The 18,394-nt window shown below is 67.5% G+C and carries 22 protein-coding genes and 1 pseudogene; 17 read left to right on the top strand and 6 right to left on the bottom strand.

All coding sequences use genetic code 11. The features are described from left to right. Window positions 1–458: pseudogene (locus G8346_RS04665) on the bottom strand (ComF family protein); the annotation flags it as partial. A 135-nt stretch (window positions 459–593) separates the two neighbouring features. Between G8346_RS04665 and bioB the strand changes: the two are divergent. The 11 genes from bioB to G8346_RS04715 are packed head-to-tail and all read left to right on the top strand — an operon-like array spanning window position 594 to window position 10,112. Beyond that, on the top strand, window positions 594–1,577 hold the full coding sequence (gene bioB / locus G8346_RS04670; RefSeq protein ID WP_166048725.1) for a biotin synthase BioB: 984 nt from the start codon (window positions 594–596) through the stop codon (window positions 1,575–1,577). Continuing rightward, complete coding sequence (bioF, locus tag G8346_RS04675; protein WP_166048727.1) at window positions 1,555–2,751, top strand: 8-amino-7-oxononanoate synthase; 1,197 nt, start codon at window positions 1,555–1,557, stop codon at window positions 2,749–2,751. Before bioB ends, bioF begins: the two co-directional genes overlap by 23 nt. After that, on the top strand, window positions 2,748–3,527 hold the full coding sequence (gene bioH / locus G8346_RS04680; RefSeq protein ID WP_206202586.1) for a pimeloyl-ACP methyl ester esterase BioH: 780 nt from the start codon (window positions 2,748–2,750) through the stop codon (window positions 3,525–3,527). Before bioF ends, bioH begins: the two co-directional genes overlap by 4 nt. Next, window positions 3,524–4,405 (top strand): malonyl-ACP O-methyltransferase BioC, encoded by an 882-nt coding sequence (bioC, locus tag G8346_RS04685; RefSeq protein ID WP_166048728.1) that lies wholly within the window; start codon window positions 3,524–3,526, stop codon window positions 4,403–4,405. Before bioH ends, bioC begins: the two co-directional genes overlap by 4 nt. Further along, entirely contained in the window at window positions 4,402–5,097 is a 696-nt protein-coding gene (gene bioD / locus G8346_RS04690) for a dethiobiotin synthase (protein WP_166048731.1), read from the top strand. The genes bioC and bioD overlap by 4 nt, the downstream gene beginning before the upstream one ends. A gap of 8 nt (window positions 5,098–5,105) precedes the next feature. Beyond that, window positions 5,106–5,669 carry a DUF2244 domain-containing protein gene (locus G8346_RS04695; protein WP_166048733.1) on the top strand — a complete coding sequence of 188 codons (564 nt, stop codon included), beginning with the start codon at window positions 5,106–5,108 and terminating at the stop codon, window positions 5,667–5,669. A 19-nt stretch (window positions 5,670–5,688) separates the two neighbouring features. After that, the gene (coxB, locus tag G8346_RS04700; RefSeq protein WP_166048735.1) at window positions 5,689–6,924 is read left to right on the top strand and encodes a cytochrome c oxidase subunit II; all 1,236 of its coding nucleotides are present in this window, start codon (window positions 5,689–5,691) and stop codon (window positions 6,922–6,924) included. Between the two features lie 23 nt (window positions 6,925–6,947). Beyond that, on the top strand, window positions 6,948–8,525 hold the full coding sequence (ctaD, locus tag G8346_RS04705) for a cytochrome c oxidase subunit I (RefSeq protein WP_166048737.1): 1,578 nt from the start codon (window positions 6,948–6,950) through the stop codon (window positions 8,523–8,525). Between the two features lie 13 nt (window positions 8,526–8,538). Beyond that, complete coding sequence (locus tag G8346_RS14940; RefSeq protein WP_255453957.1) at window positions 8,539–8,673, top strand: hypothetical protein; 135 nt, start codon at window positions 8,539–8,541, stop codon at window positions 8,671–8,673. Window positions 8,674–8,675: 2 nt separating this feature from the next. Then, complete coding sequence (locus G8346_RS04710) at window positions 8,676–9,224, top strand: cytochrome c oxidase assembly protein (RefSeq protein ID WP_166048739.1); 549 nt, start codon at window positions 8,676–8,678, stop codon at window positions 9,222–9,224. A 24-nt stretch (window positions 9,225–9,248) separates the two neighbouring features. Continuing rightward, on the top strand, window positions 9,249–10,112 hold the full coding sequence (locus G8346_RS04715) for a cytochrome c oxidase subunit 3 (protein ID WP_166048741.1): 864 nt from the start codon (window positions 9,249–9,251) through the stop codon (window positions 10,110–10,112). A gap of 99 nt (window positions 10,113–10,211) precedes the next feature. Here G8346_RS04715 and G8346_RS04720 read toward each other — a convergent pair whose 3' ends face one another. Further along, window positions 10,212–10,418 (bottom strand): twin transmembrane helix small protein, encoded by a 207-nt coding sequence (locus tag G8346_RS04720; RefSeq protein ID WP_166048743.1) that lies wholly within the window; start codon window positions 10,416–10,418, stop codon window positions 10,212–10,214. Window positions 10,419–10,483: 65 nt separating this feature from the next. Between G8346_RS04720 and G8346_RS04725 the strand changes: the two genes are divergently transcribed. The 3 genes from G8346_RS04725 (at window position 10,484) to cyoE (ending at window position 12,820) form a co-directional block, all read left to right on the top strand. Continuing rightward, complete coding sequence (locus G8346_RS04725; protein WP_166048745.1) at window positions 10,484–11,194, top strand: SURF1 family protein; 711 nt, start codon at window positions 10,484–10,486, stop codon at window positions 11,192–11,194. Window positions 11,195–11,196: 2 nt separating this feature from the next. Continuing rightward, entirely contained in the window at window positions 11,197–11,784 is a 588-nt protein-coding gene (locus G8346_RS04730; protein WP_166048747.1) for a cytochrome oxidase assembly protein, read from the top strand. 124 nt (window positions 11,785–11,908) lie between these two features. Continuing rightward, a complete protein-coding gene (gene cyoE / locus G8346_RS04735; protein ID WP_166048749.1) occupies window positions 11,909–12,820 on the top strand; it encodes a heme o synthase in 912 nt (303 codons plus the stop codon). Window positions 12,821–13,067: 247 nt separating this feature from the next. On the opposite strand, the gene G8346_RS04740 is transcribed toward cyoE, so the two are convergent. Next, window positions 13,068–13,508: a hypothetical protein gene (locus tag G8346_RS04740; protein WP_166048751.1), complete on the bottom strand. Its 441-nt coding sequence runs from the start codon at window positions 13,506–13,508 to the stop codon at window positions 13,068–13,070. Between the two features lie 198 nt (window positions 13,509–13,706). On the opposite strand from G8346_RS04740, the gene G8346_RS04745 reads away from it, so the two are divergent. The 3 genes from G8346_RS04745 to G8346_RS04755 all read left to right on the top strand — a co-directional run bounded on the left by G8346_RS04745 (window position 13,707) and on the right by G8346_RS04755 (window position 15,608). Next, window positions 13,707–14,831, top strand: a complete 1,125-nt coding sequence (locus tag G8346_RS04745) for a Fic family protein (RefSeq protein WP_206202591.1) — start codon at window positions 13,707–13,709, stop codon at window positions 14,829–14,831. 201 nt (window positions 14,832–15,032) lie between these two features. Continuing rightward, on the top strand, window positions 15,033–15,260 hold the full coding sequence (locus tag G8346_RS04750) for a DUF433 domain-containing protein (protein WP_166048755.1): 228 nt from the start codon (window positions 15,033–15,035) through the stop codon (window positions 15,258–15,260). A 15-nt stretch (window positions 15,261–15,275) separates the two neighbouring features. Next, complete coding sequence (locus tag G8346_RS04755) at window positions 15,276–15,608, top strand: DUF5615 family PIN-like protein (RefSeq protein ID WP_166048756.1); 333 nt, start codon at window positions 15,276–15,278, stop codon at window positions 15,606–15,608. A 158-nt stretch (window positions 15,609–15,766) separates the two neighbouring features. On the opposite strand, the gene G8346_RS04760 is transcribed toward G8346_RS04755, so the two are convergent. The 3 genes from G8346_RS04760 to G8346_RS04770 form a co-directional block, all read right to left on the bottom strand. After that, window positions 15,767–15,940 (bottom strand): hypothetical protein, encoded by a 174-nt coding sequence (locus G8346_RS04760; RefSeq protein ID WP_166048758.1) that lies wholly within the window; start codon window positions 15,938–15,940, stop codon window positions 15,767–15,769. A 218-nt stretch (window positions 15,941–16,158) separates the two neighbouring features. Continuing rightward, the gene (locus G8346_RS04765) at window positions 16,159–16,617 is read right to left on the bottom strand and encodes a hypothetical protein (protein WP_166048760.1); all 459 of its coding nucleotides are present in this window, start codon (window positions 16,615–16,617) and stop codon (window positions 16,159–16,161) included. Window positions 16,618–16,622: 5 nt separating this feature from the next. Beyond that, window positions 16,623–18,394, bottom strand: a 1,772-nt coding sequence (locus tag G8346_RS04770; protein WP_206202587.1) for an RHS repeat domain-containing protein, incomplete at its 5' end; no start/stop codon positions are given.

The following is an 18,394-nucleotide window of genomic DNA, read 5'->3' on the forward strand; positions in this document are numbered from 1 at the left end:
CGGGCGACGCCTTCCAGCACCGGGACGCCCAGCGCCGTCGCCAGCGGCCGCGCCAGTTCCGCCGCCTGGTTGAAACCGCGCTCGGCCAGCCGGGCGCGGTGCAGGGGCACCGGGACGACGCCGTCCACCGCGCGGCCCGCGCAGCGCGAGGCCAGCAGGCGCCCCAGCAGCGCGCCGAAGTGCAGGGCGCCGGCGTACTTGAAGCGCGCCACGAGGGCGTCGACCGGGAAGCGCCACGCCAGCGGGGCCACCACGGTGGACCAGGGGCGCGGGCGCGCTGCGCACTCGGCACAGGGCCCGGGCACGCTCATGGGCGCGGCGCAGCCGGGGCATGCGCTGCCGATCCACGGCAGGTCGGCGCGGCAGGGCGCACAGATCCCGGCGGTGCCGGCCGGATCGCCGCACAGTTCGCAGGGCCAGCGCGGCAGGCGCGGCCCGAAGCGGCTGTTAACCAGCAAGGCCCACACAGGTTGACAGCCTCTCTTTGCGCTGCGAATACTCCGCAACCATCATGCGCCGCCCCGCTCGCCGCACACAGGGGCGTTTTTTCTTCTCCTGGCCCGCAAACGGGCCGTCGACAAGAGCCGCAAACCATGAGCGAAATCCGCACCGACTGGCGCCTCGAGGATGTCCGCGCCCTGTTCGAACTGCCGCTGTTCGAGTTGCTCTACCGGGCTCACGGCGTGCACCGCGAGCACTTCCCGCACCACGAGGTGCAGGTGAGCACCCTGCTGTCGGTGAAGACCGGTGCCTGCCCGGAAGATTGTGCGTACTGCCCGCAGAGCGTGCGCTACGACACCGGCCTGCCCGTCGACCCGCTGCTGGAGGTGGAGGCGGTGGTGGAGCGCGCGCGCGCAGCGCGTGCGGCCGGCGCCACGCGCTTCTGCATGGGCGCGGCCTGGCGCAATCCCAAGCCGAAGCAGCTGGCTGTGGTCATGGAGATGGTGCGGCAGGTGCGGGCGCTTGGCCTCGAAACCTGCGCCACTCTCGGCATGCTCACCGCCGAGCAGGCCGAGGCGCTGCGCGAGGCCGGGCTCGATTACTACAACCACAACCTCGACACCTCCGCGGCGTTCTACCCGGAGATCATCACCACGCGCACCTACGCGGACCGGCTGGAAACGCTGCAGCACGTGCGTGACGCCGGCATGAAGGTGTGCTGCGGCGGCATCCTCGGCATGGGCGAGGAGCGCGAGGACCGCGTGGCGCTGCTGCACACCCTCGCCACGCTGCCGGCGCACCCGGAAAGCGTCCCCATCAACCAGCTGGTGCGCGTGCCCGGCACGCCGCTGGAAGGCGCCGCACCGCTGGATCCCTTCGAGTTCATCCGCACCATCGCGGTGGCCCGCATCCTCATGCCGGGGTCGCACCTGCGGCTGTCGGCCGGGCGCACGGACATGAGCGAGGAGATGCAGGCGCTGGCCTTCTTCGCCGGCGCCAACTCTGTGTTCTACGGCGAGAAGCTGCTCACCACGCCGAACCCGGACGCCGACGGCGACATGGCGCTGTTCGAGCGCCTGGGGCTGGTGCCGGAACCCGGCCCGGCGGACGCGCGTGGCGACGCCCGCCACAACTGAGGCGCTGCGGCGCGAGCTGGAGCGACTCGAGCAGGCCGACCTCTACCGCCGCCGTCGCATCGCCGCCTGGTCGCCCGAGCTTGGCCCGGCGGAGCTGGTCGTGGATGGGCGTCGCTGCCTGGCCTTCTGCAGCAACGACTATCTCGGCCTGGCGCGCGACCCGCGGCTTGCCGAGGCGCTGGCCGCGCACGCGCGCACCGGAGGCACCGGCAGCGGCGCGGCGCACCTGGTGGCGGGCCACGGCCCGGAGCACCAGGCGCTGGAAGAGGAGCTGGCCGAGTTCACCGGCTTCCCGCGGGCGCTGCTGTTCTCCACCGGCTACATGGCCAACCTCGGCCTGCTGGGCGCGCTGGCCGAGCGCGGCGACCTGGTGGCGGAGGACCGGCTCAACCATGCCTCCCTGCTCGATGCCAGCCGGCTGTCCGGCGCCACCGTGCGTCGCTATGCCCACGCCGATGCGGCTGCGGCGGTGCGGCGCCTGCAGGGCGCGGCACGCCGGCGGTTCATCGTCACGGACGGGGTTTTCAGCATGGATGGGGATGCGGCGCCGCTTGCAGCATTGGCCGACGCCGCCCGGCGGCACCAGGCGGAGCTGCTGGTGGACGACGCCCATGGGCTGGGCGTGCTGGGGCCGGAAGGCACGGGCAGCGTCGCCGCGGCAGGGCTGCAGCCGGCGGACGTCACGGCGCTGGTGGGCACGCTGGGAAAGGCTTTCGGCACCTTCGGCGCCTTCGTCGCCGGCGGCGAGGCGGTCATCGAGACCCTGGTGCAGCGAGCCCGCAGCTACATCTACACCACCGCGCCGCCGCCGCCGCTGGCTGCTGCCACGCGCCGGGCGCTTGCCATCGCGCGCGCCGAGCCCTGGCGCCGCGCGCGCCTCGAGACGCTGGTGGCGCGCTTCCGGCACGGTGCCGCTACGCTGGGCCTCCGGCTGCTGCCATCGGCGACGCCGATCCAGCCCGTGCTGGCCGGCTCGTCCGGGGTCGCGCTGCAGGCCGCCGCAGCGCTGTTCGAGGCCGGACTGTGGGTGACGCCGATCCGGCCGCCGACGATCCCGGCAGGCACGGCCCGCCTGCGCATCACTTTGTCCGCCGCCCACGAGGAGGCGGATGTCGATCGCCTGCTGGAGGCGCTGGCGACGGTAGCGGCGCTGCGCGCGGAGGCCGGCGCATGAAGCTCGCGGTCGAGCTGCGCGGCGCGGGGCCCGGCCTGGTCATGCTGCACGGCTGGGGGCTCAACTCCGCCGCCTGGTCGCCCCTGCTGCCGCACCTGGCGCGGCGCTTCCGCCTGGCACTGATCGACCTGCCGGGCCACGGTCGCAACCGGGCCGCGGCCGTGACGCCCAGCCTCGCGGGCTGGGCGAACGCAATCGCGGACGTGGCCCCGCCCGGCAGCGCATGGCTGGGCTGGTCGCTCGGCGGCCAGGTCGCCATGGCCGCCGCCCTGGCGGGACACGATATCCGGCGCCTGGTGCTGGTCGCCACCACGCCGCGCTTCGTGGCCGCTCCGGACTGGCCCTGCGGCGTGCCCGCCGAGGAGCTGGCGGGTTTCGCAGGCGCCCTGGCGCGGGACCACGACAAGACGGTGCGCGACTTCCTCAGCCTGCAACTGCGCGGCGACGCCCGCGCCGCCACCCTGCTGCGCACCTTGCGCGCGCTGCTGGCCGAGAGCCCGGCGCCCGACCCGGCGGCGCTGGCCACGGGACTGGACATCCTCGCGACCACGGACCTGCGCGCGCAGCTGCCGGCCCTCGCGCTGCCCGCGCTGGTCCTGGCCGGCGAGCGCGACCGCCTCACCCCGGCGGCAGCCGGCCGACGCCTTGCCGCGGCCCTGCCCGACGGTCGTTGCCGCGTCTTCGCCGGCGCGGCCCATGCGCCCTTCCTCACGCATGAGGAAGAGTTTGCCGGCGCAGTGGCGTCTTTCCTGGACGGCACGGAGGTCGCCGCATGAGCCACGACCGTTACCATCTCGAGGGCCGGCGCGTACGTGCCGCCTTCGATGCCGCCGCGGCCGGCTACGACGCGGTCGCGGTGGTTCAGGCCGAAGTGCGCGCCCGCCTGCTCGAGCGCCTCGAGCTGTTCAGGCTGGCGCCACAGCGGATCCTGGACGCGGGTTGCGGCACCGGCCACGGCACGCGGGCGCTCCTGCGGCATTACCGGCGCGCCGGGGTCGTGGCCCTCGACCTGGCGCCCGGCATGCTGGCGCAGGCGCGCCGGCAGCGTCCGTGGTGGCGCCGGCTCGACCCGGTATGCGCCGACGCCGCGGCCTTGCCCCTCGCCGACGCCTCGGTCGACCTGGTGTTCTCCAACCTCATGTTGCAGTGGTGCAACGAGCCCGATGCGGTGTTCCGCGAGTTCCGCCGCGTGCTGCGGCCCGGCGGGCTGCTCCTGTTTGCCACCTTCGGCCCGGACACGCTCAAGGAGCTGCGCGCAGCGTGGAGCGCCGCGGACGGCCACACCCACGTCAGCCGCTTCATCGACATGCACGACCTCGGCGACGCCCTCGTGCGCGCCGGCCTCGCCGAACCCGTCATGGACGTGGAACACCTGACGCTCACCTACGCGGACCTGCGCAGCCTGATGCGCGACCTCAAGACCATGGGCGCAAGCAACGCTACGGCCGGGCGCAACCGCGGCCTCACCGGGCGGCAGCGCCTGGCGGCAGCAGAGGCGCACTACGAGCGCCTGCGCCGCGACGGGCGCCTGCCGGCCACCTGGGAAGTTGTGTACGGGCACGCCTGGGCGCCGACAGCCGCGGCGCGGCCCGCACCGGACGCGGACGGAGCAGTCACCGTGCCGCTGACAGACATCGGGCGGCGGCGGCGATGAAAGGCATATTCGTCGCCGGCACCGACACCGGCGTGGGCAAGACGCTGTTCAGCGCCGCGCTGCTGCTGCACCTGGCGCAGGCCGGCGTGCGCGCCGCGGCCTGCAAGCCGGTCTCGGCCGGTTGCCGGCGCGAGGGCTGCCGGCTGGTGAACGCCGATGCCGAGCTGCTGGCCGCGACCGCGCCGTTGCAACGGCCGCTGGAAATCGTCAATCCGTTCGCGCTGGAGCCGGCGATCGCGCCGCACATCGCGGCCGCCGAGGCCGGTGTCGAGCTGCAGGCGGCCATGCTGGCGGATGCCTGCCACCGCGCCGGGGACGGCGCGGACTTCACACTGGTGGAGGGTGCGGGGGGCTGGCGTGTGCCGCTGAATGCGCGGGAGACGCTGGCGGACGTGGCGCGCTTGCTGGAATTTCCGGTGGTGCTGGTGGTGGGATTGCGCCTCGGCTGCCTGAATCACGCCCTGCTGAGCGCCGAGGCCATTCGCGCGGACGGACTCGAGCTGGCGGGCTGGGTGGCCAACCCGATCGATCCGGCCATGCCCAGGCTGGAGGAGAACATCAGCGCCCTGGAGGCCCGCCTGGGGGCGCCGCTGCTGGCGCGGCTGCCTCATTGCCGGCATCCGGGCGAACTGGCGCGGGCCCGGGAAGCCGCCGCCGTGTTGCGCCGTATTACGGCATTCACTTACGATTAGCGCGCTTTTTGCGACGCCCTGGTCGGCGGCGGGAGGTTGGAGACGTCTCCGAAATCAGCGACAAGCTTCTCGGACAGGTCCTGGTCAGCGCAAATTCCTCGCTGACCCGGCAGGGAGCTTTCCTGTTTTTCGGCGTGACGGCTGTATCCTCCCTGGTGCTGGCGGGAGCGCTCGCAGCGCGTGGTTTCTGGCCGGTGCTGCCGTTTGCCGGGCTCGAATTGTTCGCGCTCGGCGTGGCGCTGGGCCTGAGCATGAAGCGGGGCCGGTACCGGGAGATCGTCAGCGTGTACGGCGACCGCATCGTGGTCGAGCGGGGCGCCGGCGCCCTGGAGGAGCGATTCGAGCTCCCGCGTCACTGGACGCGGGTCGAGCTGGAACGCGCTCCGTGGCGGGGACACCCGCCCCGGCTGCTGCTGTGCTGCGGGAGGGAGCGCCGTGAGATCGGCGCCGTGCTGACCGGGAACGAGCGCGAAAGCCTGCGACTACGCCTCGCGGAGCTGGTTGCCGGCAAGGAGCCGGCGCACGCAACCGCGGGGCGGGATCGCGCGAATGATAGAACGAGAGTGTCCTGATCCAGGGGAGCCCGGACTGATGTCCAAGACCACGAGAAAGTGGATGGGCCGCATTGCGGCAGGCGTGGGGCTGGCCCTCGCCGTACAGGCGTCGGCGTGGGCCGACTGGGCCGTGAACATGCCGCGTGGAGTGTCCGGCATCAGCAACGAAGTCTACGAGCTTCACATGCTGATCTTCGGTGTCTGCGTGGTGATCGCGGTGGTCGTGTTCGGCGCCATGATCTGGTCGATCTTCCACCACCGCAAGTCGCGCGGCGTGGAACCGGCCAAGTTCTCGCACAGCACCAAGGTCGAGATCGTCTGGACGGTGATTCCCATCGCCATCCTGGTCGCCATGGCCGTGCCGGCCGCGGACACCCTGATCCGCATGGAAGATACCCGCAACAGCGATCTCACCGTCAAGGTGACCGGCTACCAGTGGAAGTGGCACTACGAGTATCTCGACGAGGGCGTGCAGTTCTTCAGCAACCTGTCGCAGGAATCCAACCGCGCGCGGCAGCTGCGCTCCGGCGTGGACGTGAACGCCGTCGAGAACTACCTGCTCGACGTGGATCGCCCGCTGGTGGTCCCGGTCGGCGCCAAGGTCCGCCTGCTGCTGACTTCGAACGACGTCATCCACTCCTGGTGGGTGCCGGACTTCGGCGGTAAGAAGGACGCCATCCCGGGCTTCGTCAACGAGTTCTGGTTCCAAGCGGACGTGCCCGGCACCTACCGCGGCCAGTGCGCCGAGCTGTGCGGACGCGACCACGCCTTCATGCCGGTGGTGGTGGACGTGCTGCCGGTGGACGAATTCACGGCCTGGCTCGCCGAGCAGGCGCCCCAGGCCACGCCCGCGGTGGCGCGCACTGAAACCACCGCGCCGGCGACTCCGGTCGAAGCGGCCGCGCCGGCCACGGCCGCCGAGGACGCGGCGCCCGCCGCAGCTGCGGAACCCGCTGCTGCCGACGCGTCGCTGAGCATGGACGCCCTCATGTCCGAGGGCCGCAACGTTCACCTGACGTACTGCGCGGCCTGCCACCAGGCCGACGGCAGCGGCCTGCCGGCTGCAGGCTTCCCCGCGCTGGCCGAGCTGAAGATCGGGCTGGAAGAGCACATCCAGACCGTCGTGAACGGCCGTCCCGGCACCGCCATGGCCGCCTTCGGCCCGCAGCTGAGCGATGAGCAGCTGGCCGCGGTGATCACCTTCCAGCGCAACGCCTTCGGCAACGAGACCGGCGACACGGCCCAGCCCGCCGACATCGCCGCCGCCCGCTGAGCCGTCTTCGAGGAGAGTCCGAGATGTCTACCGCAACGCACGCCGACCACCACGATCACGGCCACCACCCCACCGGCTTCATGCGCTGGCTGACCACCACGAATCACAAGGACATCGGCACGATGTACCTGGTGTTCAGCCTGGTGATGTTCTTCGTCGGCGGCGCCATGGCGCTGGTGATCCGCGCCGAGCTGTTCCAGCCGGGCCTGCAGTTCGTGGACCCCGGCTTCTTCAACCAGATGACCACGATGCACGCGCTGATCATGATCTTCGGCGCCGTGATGCCGGCCTTCGTCGGCCTGGCCAACTGGATGGTGCCGCTGCAGATCGGGGCGCCCGACATGGCGCTGCCGCGGCTCAACAACTGGAGCTTCTGGATCCTGCCCTTCGCCTTCTCGCTGCTGCTCATGACCCTGTTCCTGCCGGGCGGCGCGCCCGCCTCGGGCTGGACCATGTACCCGCCGCTGGTGCTGCAGACGGGCAACGCCTTCCCCTTCCTGATCTTCTCGATCCACCTGATGGGCCTGTCCTCGATCATGGGCGCCATCAACATCATCGTCACCATCATGAACATGCGTGCGCCGGGCATGGGCCTGCTGAAGATGCCGCTGTTCACCTGGACCTGGCTGATCACCGCCTACCTGCTGATCCTGGTGATGCCGGTGCTGGCGGGCGCGGTGACCATGCTGCTGACCGACAAGTACTTCGGCACCGCCTTCTTCACCGCCGCCGGCGGCGGCGACCCGGTGATGTTCCAGCACATCTTCTGGTTCTTCGGGCATCCCGAGGTCTACATCATGATCCTGCCGGCCTTCGGCATCATCTCGGAGATCATCCCGACCTTCGCCCGCAAGCCGCTGTTCGGCTACAGCGCCATGGTCTACGCCACGGCCAGCATCGCCTTCCTCTCGTTCATCGTCTGGGCCCACCACATGTTCACCGTGGGCATGCCGCTGGCCGGGCAGCTGTTCTTCATGTTCACCACCATGCTGATCGCCGTGCCCACGGGCGTGAAGGTGTTCAACTGGGTGGCGACCATGTGGCGCGGCGCCATGACCTTCGAGACGCCGATGCTGTTCGCACTGGCCTTCGTGTTCCTGTTCACCATCGGCGGCTTCTCCGGCCTGATGCTGGCCATCGTGCCCGCCGACCTGCAGTACCACGACTCCTACTTCGTGGTGGCGCACTTCCACTACGTGCTGGTGCCGGGGGCGGTGTTCGCCATCATGGCGGGCGTCTACTACTGGCTGCCGAAGTGGACCGGCCACATGTACGACGAGAAGATGGGCAAGATCCATTTCTGGCTCTCCGCCATCTCCGTCAACCTGACCTTCTTCCCCATGCACTTCGTGGGCCTGGCCGGCATGCCGCGTCGCATCCCGGACTACGCCACGCAGTTCGCCGATTTCAACGCCATCGCCACGGTGGGCGCCTTCCTGTTCGGCCTGTCGCAGCTGATGTTCGCCTGGAACATCTATCGCTGCGCCAAGGGCGGCAAGCAGGCCACGGCCGAGGTGTGGGAAGGCAGCCACGGCCTGGAGTGGACGGTGCCCTCGCCGGCGCCGCTGCACACCTTCGACGTGCCGCCGGTGGTGAAGTAAGCAGGTGCATGCTTTGAGCGAACATCCCGAAGACCCGCGGGCACGACGCGCCAGGATCATCCGCACCGCGGTGTTGCTGGCCTTGTTCGCGGCAGCGGTCTACGGGATGTTCATCTTCACCATGGCGCAACGCAGCCAGGGGATGTGAGCATGGGCGCAACCCGGACCATGGTGCTGAAGCTCGTCGCCCTGACGGTGGCGATGTTCGGCTTCGGCTTCCTGCTGGTGCCGCTGTACGAGGTGTTCTGCGACATCACGGGCCTCGGCGGCCGCACCAGCAACGAGGCGGCCACCGAGGTCGCCATCGCGCCCGACACCAGCCGCATGGTGCGGGTGGAGTTCGTCGCCTCGGTGAACTCCAGCGGTCCCTGGGAGTTCCGGCCCGAGGTGGGCAGCATGATGGTGCACCCCGGCCAGATGTACACCACCACTTACTGGGCGAAAAACCTGCGCGAGCGCGACATCGTCGGCCACGCCGTGCCCAGCGTGGCGCCGGGGAACGCCGCGCGCTACTTCAACAAGACCGAGTGCTTCTGCTTCACCGAACAGAAGTTCGAGGCCCTGGAAGGCCGCGACATGCCGGTGGTGTTCATCATCGATCCGGACCTGCCGGCGCATGTCGAAACCGTGACCCTTTCCTACACATTCTTTGACCGGGCGGGCCTGGCCGCGGCAGGCACGCCGCAAGCCGGCCTGTAATAACGATAACAGCGGGGAATTCCGATGGATCACTCTGAGCGTTACTACGTGCCGCACGGCAGCTACTGGCCGATCGTAGGCGCAGTGGGCCTGTTCCTGATGATGCTCGGCGTCTCGGCCTGGCTGAACGGCGTCGGCCTGATGGGCTGGGTGGCCTGGCTCGGCATCGCGGTGGTGCTGGTGATGATCGTGGGCTGGTTCGCCAACGTCATCGACGAGTCGGAAGCCGGCATGTACAACGCCCAGGTGGACCGCTCGTTCCGCATGGGCATGACCTGGTTCATCATCTCCGAGGTCATGTTCTTCGCCGCCTTCTTCGGCGCGCTGTTCTACGCCCGCCAGCTGGCCATTCCGTGGCTCGGCGGCGAAGGCAACAACTTCTTCACCCATCTCCTGCTCTACCCCGGGTACGAGGCGGCGTGGCCGACGGGCGGCCCGAAGGCCTGGGGCGGCGACTTCAGCATCATGGGCGCCGGCGGCCTGCCCGCCATCAATACCGCCATCCTGCTCACCAGCGGCGTGACCATCACCATCGCTCACCACGCCATCAAGGAAGGCAATCGCGCGCTGACCTCGTGGGGGCTGTTCGCGACCATCGTGCTCGGCCTGGTGTTCCTCTCCCTGCAGGCCTACGAATACGTGCACGCCTACCAGGACCTCAACCTGCGCCTGACCTCGGGCATCTACGGCAGCACGTTCTTCATGCTCACCGGCTTCCACGGCATGCACGTGACGCTGGGCGTGATCATGCTGATCGTCATCTGGATCCGGGTGCTGAAAGGCCATTTCACGCCGAAGCAACACTTCGGTTTCGAGGGCGTGGCGTGGTACTGGCACTTCGTCGACGTGGTCTGGCTGGGCCTGTATATCTTCGTCTACTGGCTCTGACGCCGGGCCGCGGACGAACGACTACCGGAGGGCGTGCACTGCACGCCCTTCTGGTTTAGGAGCGCGGTGTTCAGCGGCCGGCGTGCCGGCCTGGCAGCGTCAGAGCTGCCCCGGCGTAATGAGGCCCAGCGCGTAGGCCACGAGCAGCACGACGAACAGCGCGACCGACAGGCCGATGCGCCAGGTCAGCGCCTTCACCAGGCGCTTCGAGTCGTGGTCGTCCTTGAACAGGTAAACCAGGCCGGAGGCGAGACTGGCGACAATCGCGACGAACGCGAGCAGGATCAGCAACTTGATGGGACTCATGACAACCTCCGTGCGCAGCCGCCAGTATACTCCGGGGCCCTTGTCCAACTCGGGGTGGGGCTGACATGAATGCCACCAGGCGCCGCTTCCGGCCGGGCGTTCCGGCCACCCTGTTCACTGCGTTTTTCCTGCCGCTGTTGCTCGCGCTGGGCACCTGGCAGCTCAACCGGGCCGGCGAGAAGCAGGTATTGTTCGACGACTTCGCCGCCGGCGGCGACCCGGTTGCACTCGACGCGGCCAGTCCCGGTCTCGACGGGCTGCGCCGCTACGCGCCCGTGCAAGCGGCAGGCCGCTATCTCGGCGCACGGCAGTTCCTGCTCGACAACTGGGTTGAGGACAGCCAGGCCGGCTACCGGGTGCTCACCCCGCTGCAGCTGGCCGACGGGGTGGCGGTACTGGTGGACCGGGGCTGGATCCCGCGCGACTTCTCCACCGACGTGGCGCCCGTGATCGACGTCAGCGCCGAGCCGCGCACCGTCAGCGGCAAGCTGGACCGGCTGCCGCGGCCCGGCATCGAGCTCGAGACGACGCTGGCGCCGGGCTGGCCCAAAGTGGTCCAATTCCCCTCCCGCGACGAACTCGAGGGGGCGCTCGGCCTGCGGCTCGTCCCGGGCCTGGTGCTGCTGGACGCCGACCAGCCGGACGGCTTCCGCCGCGAGTGGCGGCCCTCCGACTTCGGGCCCGAGCGGCATATCGGCTATGCCGTGCAGTGGTTCGCCCTGGCGATCACGCTGGTGGTGCTTTATCTCGCCTGGTCATTCAGGAAAACGGACTGAACATGAACGACACGACGCAACCCAAGCGGCGCAACCTCCAGGCCTGGGGCCTGTTCCTGCTGTTCTTCGGCCCCCTCGCGGTGGCGATGTTCCTGTACTACGGGACCGACTGGCGCCCCGGCGGGACCGGGAACCACGGCGAGCTGGTCCGGCCGCCGCAGCCGACCCCCGTGGTCACGCTGCCGGGAACCGAGGCCTATCCCGACGGCGACGGCTTCCTGCGCGACCGCTGGACGCTGGTTTACGTGGCGCGCTCGCCCTGCGAGGAGGCGTGCCAGGAGGCGCTGTACAACGGCCGCCAGATGCGCCTCGCGCTGGGACGGCTGATGGACCGGGTCGAGCGGGTGTACCTGTTTACCACGGAGCCGCCGGAGGCGGGTTTCCTCGCGGCGGAGCACCCTGACCTCGTGGTGGTGGACGCGACCGGCGCCGCGGGCGAGGCCCTGCTGACGGCCTTTGCCGGCCAGGACGAGGGCTACTGGCTGGTCGATCCGCTGGGCAACGTCATGATGCGTTATCCCGCGGACCAGACGCCCAAGGGGATGATGGAGGACATCAAGAAGCTGCTCCGGCTGTCCCGAATCGGTTGAGGCCGGCTCACGCCGGCTGAGCAGGGCCGTCGGGATCGACTCCGGCCGCCCGATCGGCCAAAATTACGGGTTCGGCCCGCGCCCCGGGCGGCCGCCGGCCCCACGAACCACGCAGGTAGATGCCGTGCAGACCGAGGTCAGAAAACTTCCCGCCACCAGCTTTGCCGTCCGGCTGGGCGACTACCTCGAGCTGTGCAAGCTCAAGGTGGTCAGCCTGATCGTGTTCACGGCCGTGGTGGGCATGTTCCTCGCGGTGCCCGGCATGGTGCCGCTGGACAAGCTGATCTTCGGCACCCTGGGGATCGGCCTGGCCGCCGCCTCGGCCGCCGCGATCAACCACGTGCTGGACGCGCGGATTGACGCCGTCATGCGCCGCACCCGCCGCCGCCCGCTGCCGACCGGCCACCTCACCGAGGCCCAGGCGCTGGCCTTCGCCGTGCTGCTGGGCGTCGTGTCCATGCTGATGCTGTGGTTCCTGGTCAACCCGCTGACCGCGGTGCTGACCTTCATCAGCCTGATCGGCTACGCCATCGTCTACACCGCGTTCCTCAAGCGCGCCACGCCGCAGAACATCGTGATCGGCGGCGCCGCCGGCGCTGCGCCGCCCGTGCTCGGCTGGGTCGCCATCACCGGCGACATCCACGCCCACGCGCTGCTGCTGTTCCTGATCATCTTCACCTGGACGCCGCCGCACTTCTGGGCGCTGGCCATCGCCCGCAAGGACGAGTACGCCCAGGTCAACATCCCGATGATGCCCGTGACCCACGGCATCGAGTTCACCCGCCTGCAGATCCTGCTCTACACCATCCTGCTGTTCATCGTCGGCCTGCTGCCCTGGCTGACCGGCATGAGCGGCTGGCTGTACCTGCTCGGCGCCATCGGCTTCGGCGGCGGCTTCTTGTACTACGCGGTGGCCATGATGCGCTCCGACGCGCCCGAGCTGCCGATGAAGACCTTCAGCTACTCGATCACCTACCTGATGGGCATCTTCTCCTTCCTGCTGGCCGACCACTACGTGCCGGCGCTGCTGGGCTGAGGCGGTGTTCAAGCGCTACCTGCCGTTGATTTTCGTCATCGTGGTGGTGATCGCCACGGCCATCCTGTTCCTCGCCTTGCGCTGACGCCAACGGGTCACGCGACCTTTTGCCTGACCGCGGCTCGGGCCATTGCACGGTCCCCTGAGCGGCATCAGATTTCCAAGCGAAGGGGACCGTGCAATGGCCCGAGCCGCTGCCCCGGACATCCATCAACTCCGTTGGCGCAGCTCAGTTCGCCACCATCGTTCAACGTTCCTGTTCGGTGTCACCGCGCGGGAATCGCCGGGTGTCAGTCTGGACGTCAACCAGGTTCCCATTAGCGTCAAAGTAAAAATAGTAGGTGACGACGATGATCTCGGTCGCTGTAACGTACGTTTCGGTGCGGGTTTCGACGGTACCACCCCCCGTCGCACCGCTACTCATCGACTGCACGCCGTCTTGGCGCACTTCTTGATCGGACTGCACAAGCTTCGCGTCCAGGGGCAAGTCCACCGAAATGACCCTCAAGATCTCGCCGGCAGCATCCTTGGCCACGACGACATGCGATTTTCCGATCCGAACCAGGCTCGCGCAGTTGCTCACACAGTCGCTCGTGCGCGCCTGGAGCGCCTGATCGACAGGAGTCGCGGTGGATTGCGGGGGGAAAGCGACCAGGAAAAGGCTTGCGAGGATCACCTGAAAGCGCATGACTGGAACTCCTTATCCAGATTTCGGTGCAGCTCATCCTAGTGATCTGCCGTTTATGGTGTCAAGCGACCAGATATGGGCAGCTGCTGGCGAGGTAGCACCAGTCTTGCGCCGCTGCGGACAATAGCGCGCTTATTCTCCGCAATTAGTACGGAAAACAGCCTTGTGCCTGCGGAGATTAGCGCGGATAATATCCGCATGTCGTGCGGAGATAATGCTTTGTACCTCTGGCAGCAGCCTGACTGGCCGGCGTTCACCTGGGATCAAGCCGCTTTGGCCACTTTGCTTGGCCAGGTGTCCCGCGCCCAGGGGAAGCTCCTGGGCCGGATGGCAGCTCTCGGCTTCGACCTGCGCAATGAAGCGCACCTGCGGACGCTGACCCAGGATGTCGTCAAGACCAGCGAGATCGAGGGCGAGTATCTCGAGCCCGACCAGGTCCGATCGTCCATTGCCCGCCGGCTGGGAATGGACGTCGCCGGGCTGGCTCCAGCCGACCGCAACATCGATGGCGTCGTCGACATGATGCTGGATGCCACCACCCGATACGAAGAGCCGCTGACCGTCGAGCGACTCTACGGCTGGCACAGCGCGCTCTTCCCCGGCGGACGGAGCGGCATGCACAGGATTTCCGTCGGCGCATGGCGGAACGACAGCACCGGCCCCATGCAGGTCGTGTCCGGCCCGATCGGTCGGCAACAAGTGCACTACGAAACGCCGCCGGCCAGCCGCATTCAGCAAGAGATCGAATCGTTTCTCGAGTGGTTCAACGCCCCCGCTGAGTCCGACCCGATCCTGAAAGCCGGGCTGGCTCACCTGTGGTTCGTGACCATTCATCCGTTCGACGACGGCAACGGCCGCATCGCCCGCGCCATCGCCGACATGGCACTGTCGCGAGCGGATGAGACTCGGCAACGCTTCTACAGCATGTCCGGACAGATTCGTCTGGAGCGCAACGACTACTACGACACCCTCGAACGGACGCAGAAGGGCCCGCTCGATGTGACCCGTTGGCAAACATGGTTCCTGTCGTGCCTCGAGCGTGCGATCGCCGCCGCCGAGCACACGCTGTCCACAGTGCTGGCGAAGGCCCGCTTCTGGGAGCGATTTGCCACAGCGGCCCTGAACGAACGCCAGATCAAGGTGCTCAACCGGCTGCTGGACGGATCCGAGGGCAAGATGACGACTTCCAAATGGGCGAAGATCGCGAAATGCTCACAGGACACGGCGCATCGCGACATCCTGGATCTGATCGACCGGGGCGCTCTGCAGAAGGAACCCGGGGGCGGACGGAGTACCTGCTATTCCCTCGTCGTGGAGAACTAGCGGCCAGCGCGGTCACCACGCCGGCAGGGTTGCGCAACTACAGCTACGACGCCAACGGCAACCCGAACCAGGTGTCCGGGCCCGGAGCCCGGACGGTGAGCTGGTTGCTCTTTCTACAGGTTCGTGGCTCAATCCTCGTGAGGCAAACAAGTCTCCGATAAACCCGCGCGATTCATTAGCGAAATCGAGCGAGGAGCGAGTATGGACTATCAAAGCCGCATCACTATCGAGCCCGGCAAGCGAGGCGGGAAGCCCTGCGTCCGCGGCATGCGTATCACGGTCTATGACGTGCTGGACTGGCTGGCCCAGGGGATGACGGAAAAACAGATCCTCGAGGACTACCCCGAGCTGGTCGTCGAGGACATTCGTGCTTGCCTCGCTTTCGCCGCCAACCGGGAGCATCAGCTCACGGCTATCCACGGCAACTGAACGCCAACAGGTTCCGTGAAGCTGCTGCTGGACCAAAATCTTTCCTACCGAATGCTGGACGAGTTGGCACCGGTGTTTCCCGGATCCAGCCAGGCCATGCGCCTTGAGCTCCACAAGGCCGAAGATCGCGCGATCTGGCAGTACGCCAAAGATCACGGCTTCACCATTGTCACCTTGGACTCGGATTTCCATGAGCTGGCGACGCTCTACGGGACGCCGCCGAAAATCGTCTGGCTAAAGTGCGGGAATCGACCGAAGTGGTACGTGGTCAACCTGCTGTTGAAACATCGGCAGCAGATCGAAGAATTTGGCCGAAACCCCAGTCTGGCGGTGCTGGAAGTCTATTGAGGCGTAGCTAACGGTCCAAATATCCCGGTCGATTCCGTCGTTGTACTTCTTGCGTCCCATGCGTCTCTCCCTCCTCGGGATCTATCGTACGGCTCACGAACACAAAATTCCTTACAGGCACGCGAGCGGCATCAGATTTTCAAGTGAGTAGGACCCTGTCATACCCAGCCGCTGTGCAAGTGCAAGGCGCCCGCGTTCGGGCGCACTCCGGCCAGCGGGAACCACCCCAGCTCCGGGTCGTAGACCCGCCCGCCCATGTGGATCAGGCCGATCTGATCCAGATGCTCGTGGCCCGTGAACCCGCGGGTCAGGCTGATGGCGGCGATGAACACCCCGGGAGCCGGGGTCTGCCAGGTGTCCGCCGGGCGGCGCTTGCTCGGAACTCCTAACCAATCGGCCGACAGCGACCCTCATAGCGATAATCGACGACAATACCGTTCGGGGACAGGAAGCGCCCGATCTCCGGGTCGTAGACCCGCCCGCCACCGTGCGGCCGATACGGCCATACCAAACCCCCGGCGCAGGCGTCCCGAGGTCGGATCGGTCGTTTTTAGTGTGATGGCTTCGATTCGTAGTGACGCTTGCTTAACTCACTAACAACTCGCATCGCCTTGGCTGCGTCCGTTTCGTTGTCGAAGATAAGGACGGTGGAATCGGTCTCGTTGACCAGTTCGTATTCAATTCCGGCGCGAGCAAGCTCCTCCCCGGCCAAAACCGCCAGCTCTGGATCTCGGATAGACATGCGATTGGCCGGGTTCAACGCGAGATCCAGCGCGATAATGCGGGAAACTACCAACTCTCTATGTTGAGGTTGGTAGCAGACTTCGTCAGAAGGGCTCAATTGCACCGGTATGCCTTTCTCTTCAAGGTCAGCTACCAACGCCTCGCGCAGGTCATCCCGGGCTATCGTCGAACGCCCGCCCGCGTCGCACAGATTTGCCCGGCTATCGCACCCCGATAATAAGACCGCAAGCCATATCGCCAAGAGCGGCCATTTCCAACAATCCATGATTCTTACCAGCTCCTGCGTTGGATTTCAGATTCCCGAATCCGATAGCCAACCAAGCTCGACCAGTCGACACGAGTTGGATAACGAGGCGGTGCCATTGCCTCGAAAGGAGTAGCCGGGCGCCGATAAGCACTCCCGCGGGCCAATTCAACATATTGTGCCGTTTCCATCACGAAGCCGTCGAAGCTCCCAATGAACTCCCCATTTGCCGTGACTACAACTTGTTCAACCATGTCGATTCGGTACAGATCAACTGTGACCGCTTCGACTGTAGCGCGTAAACGAATGCTGAAACCGGCACCTCGGCGCGCGGACTCAAGTTCCAGGAGTTTCCCGGAGGTGTCTTCTAGAGTGCTCGCGCTCTCACCAGTCACTACTTCGGCGGAAGCGACGAAGGTTAGTCGTTCTTGAACGCCAAGCGAGCTGCAGGTGAATCCTGACTTGCCGCACGCTCTGTGGTCCAGTTTTCCAGGACGCCCTTGATCATTAAACAAATTGACCCAAGCCGCAGCGATGGCGCCATTGGCGAACTTGCCGCCGCCGATGACCGAGACGGTGCCGCCGATCACGGCCGCGGTCATGGCCTGCGCCGGGCCGGGATCGATACCTTCGAGCATCGGCCCGCCCAGGCTGCTGGCGAAGGCGCCCAGCGCCCCGTCGCCGAAGCGACCGCCCCCGGCCACCGCAATTGCCCCCTGGGTGATGCCGTGCACCAGGCTCCTGGCCAGTAACTTGCCCGGATCCGCAAAGCTCGCTCCCTGAAACCCCGATACCTGGTGACCGATGCCGTAGGCCAGCCTGCCGCCCAGCGCCCCGAGGGCGGCGCCCTGGGCCGTGCCGGTGTTCAGGTAACCGCCGACCGCACCGCCCACGGCAGCACCCGCCGCTTCGCCCCACAACCCCGCCGCCCAGCCACCCGTGTAGTAGCTGACGGCAATGGTCAAACCAATCTTCAGCGCCTTCTTCAGAAAATACCCGCTCGGGTCGGTATAGGAAAGCGGGTTGTTGCCGACGTAGGCGTAGCGGTTGAACCCCTGGGTGGAGGCGGGGAACTGGACGAAGGGGTCCGGCGACAGGAACCGTCCGATCTCCGGGTCGTAGACCCGCCCGCCCATGTGGATCAGGCCGACCTGGTCCAGGTGCTCGTGGCCGGTGAAGCCGCGGGTCAGGCTGATCGCGGCGATGAACACCCCGGGGGTCGGGGTCTGCCAGGTGTCCGCCGGGCGCCGCTTGCCCCACGCATCATAGGCCAGCCGCTCGACCACGGTGCCGGCCTCGTTGGTGATCGCCACCACCGAGCCCAGGTGATCCCGGTGCCAGTAGCGGGTGGTGTTGGTGGTGCTGGTGCCGCTGCGCTCGATGGTGGCCACCGTGGCGCCCTGGGCCTGGACGTAGAAGGTATGAGCAAAGCTCATCCCCGTCTGGCGGCGCTCGTAGAGCGCGGACCCGTAGAGCGTCACCACGGTCTGGCCGCTGCTGCGGCCATACTGGCGGAACATCGCCCGGTCGCCGCCCGGACCGTACCAGTACTCGGCAGAATTGCTGCCGTCGCGCTCCATCCGCCGCGGCTTGTTGAAGCTCCACCACGTCACCGTGCGCGCCCCGGGACCGGTCACCTGGGTCAGATTACCGTTGGCGTCGTAGCCGTAGCTGCGCACCCCCGCCGGCGTGGTGACCGCGGAGACCTGGTGCGGCCGGTTGGCATGCGTGTACTGGTAATTGGTGAAGCTGCCCTTGCCGAGGATGTTCCCGGCCGGGCCGTACTGGATCGATTCCG

The organism is Thioalkalivibrio sp. XN279 (genome assembly GCF_011089885.1).
In the GTDB taxonomy this organism is placed as follows: Bacteria; Pseudomonadota; Gammaproteobacteria; order Steroidobacterales; family XN24; genus XN24.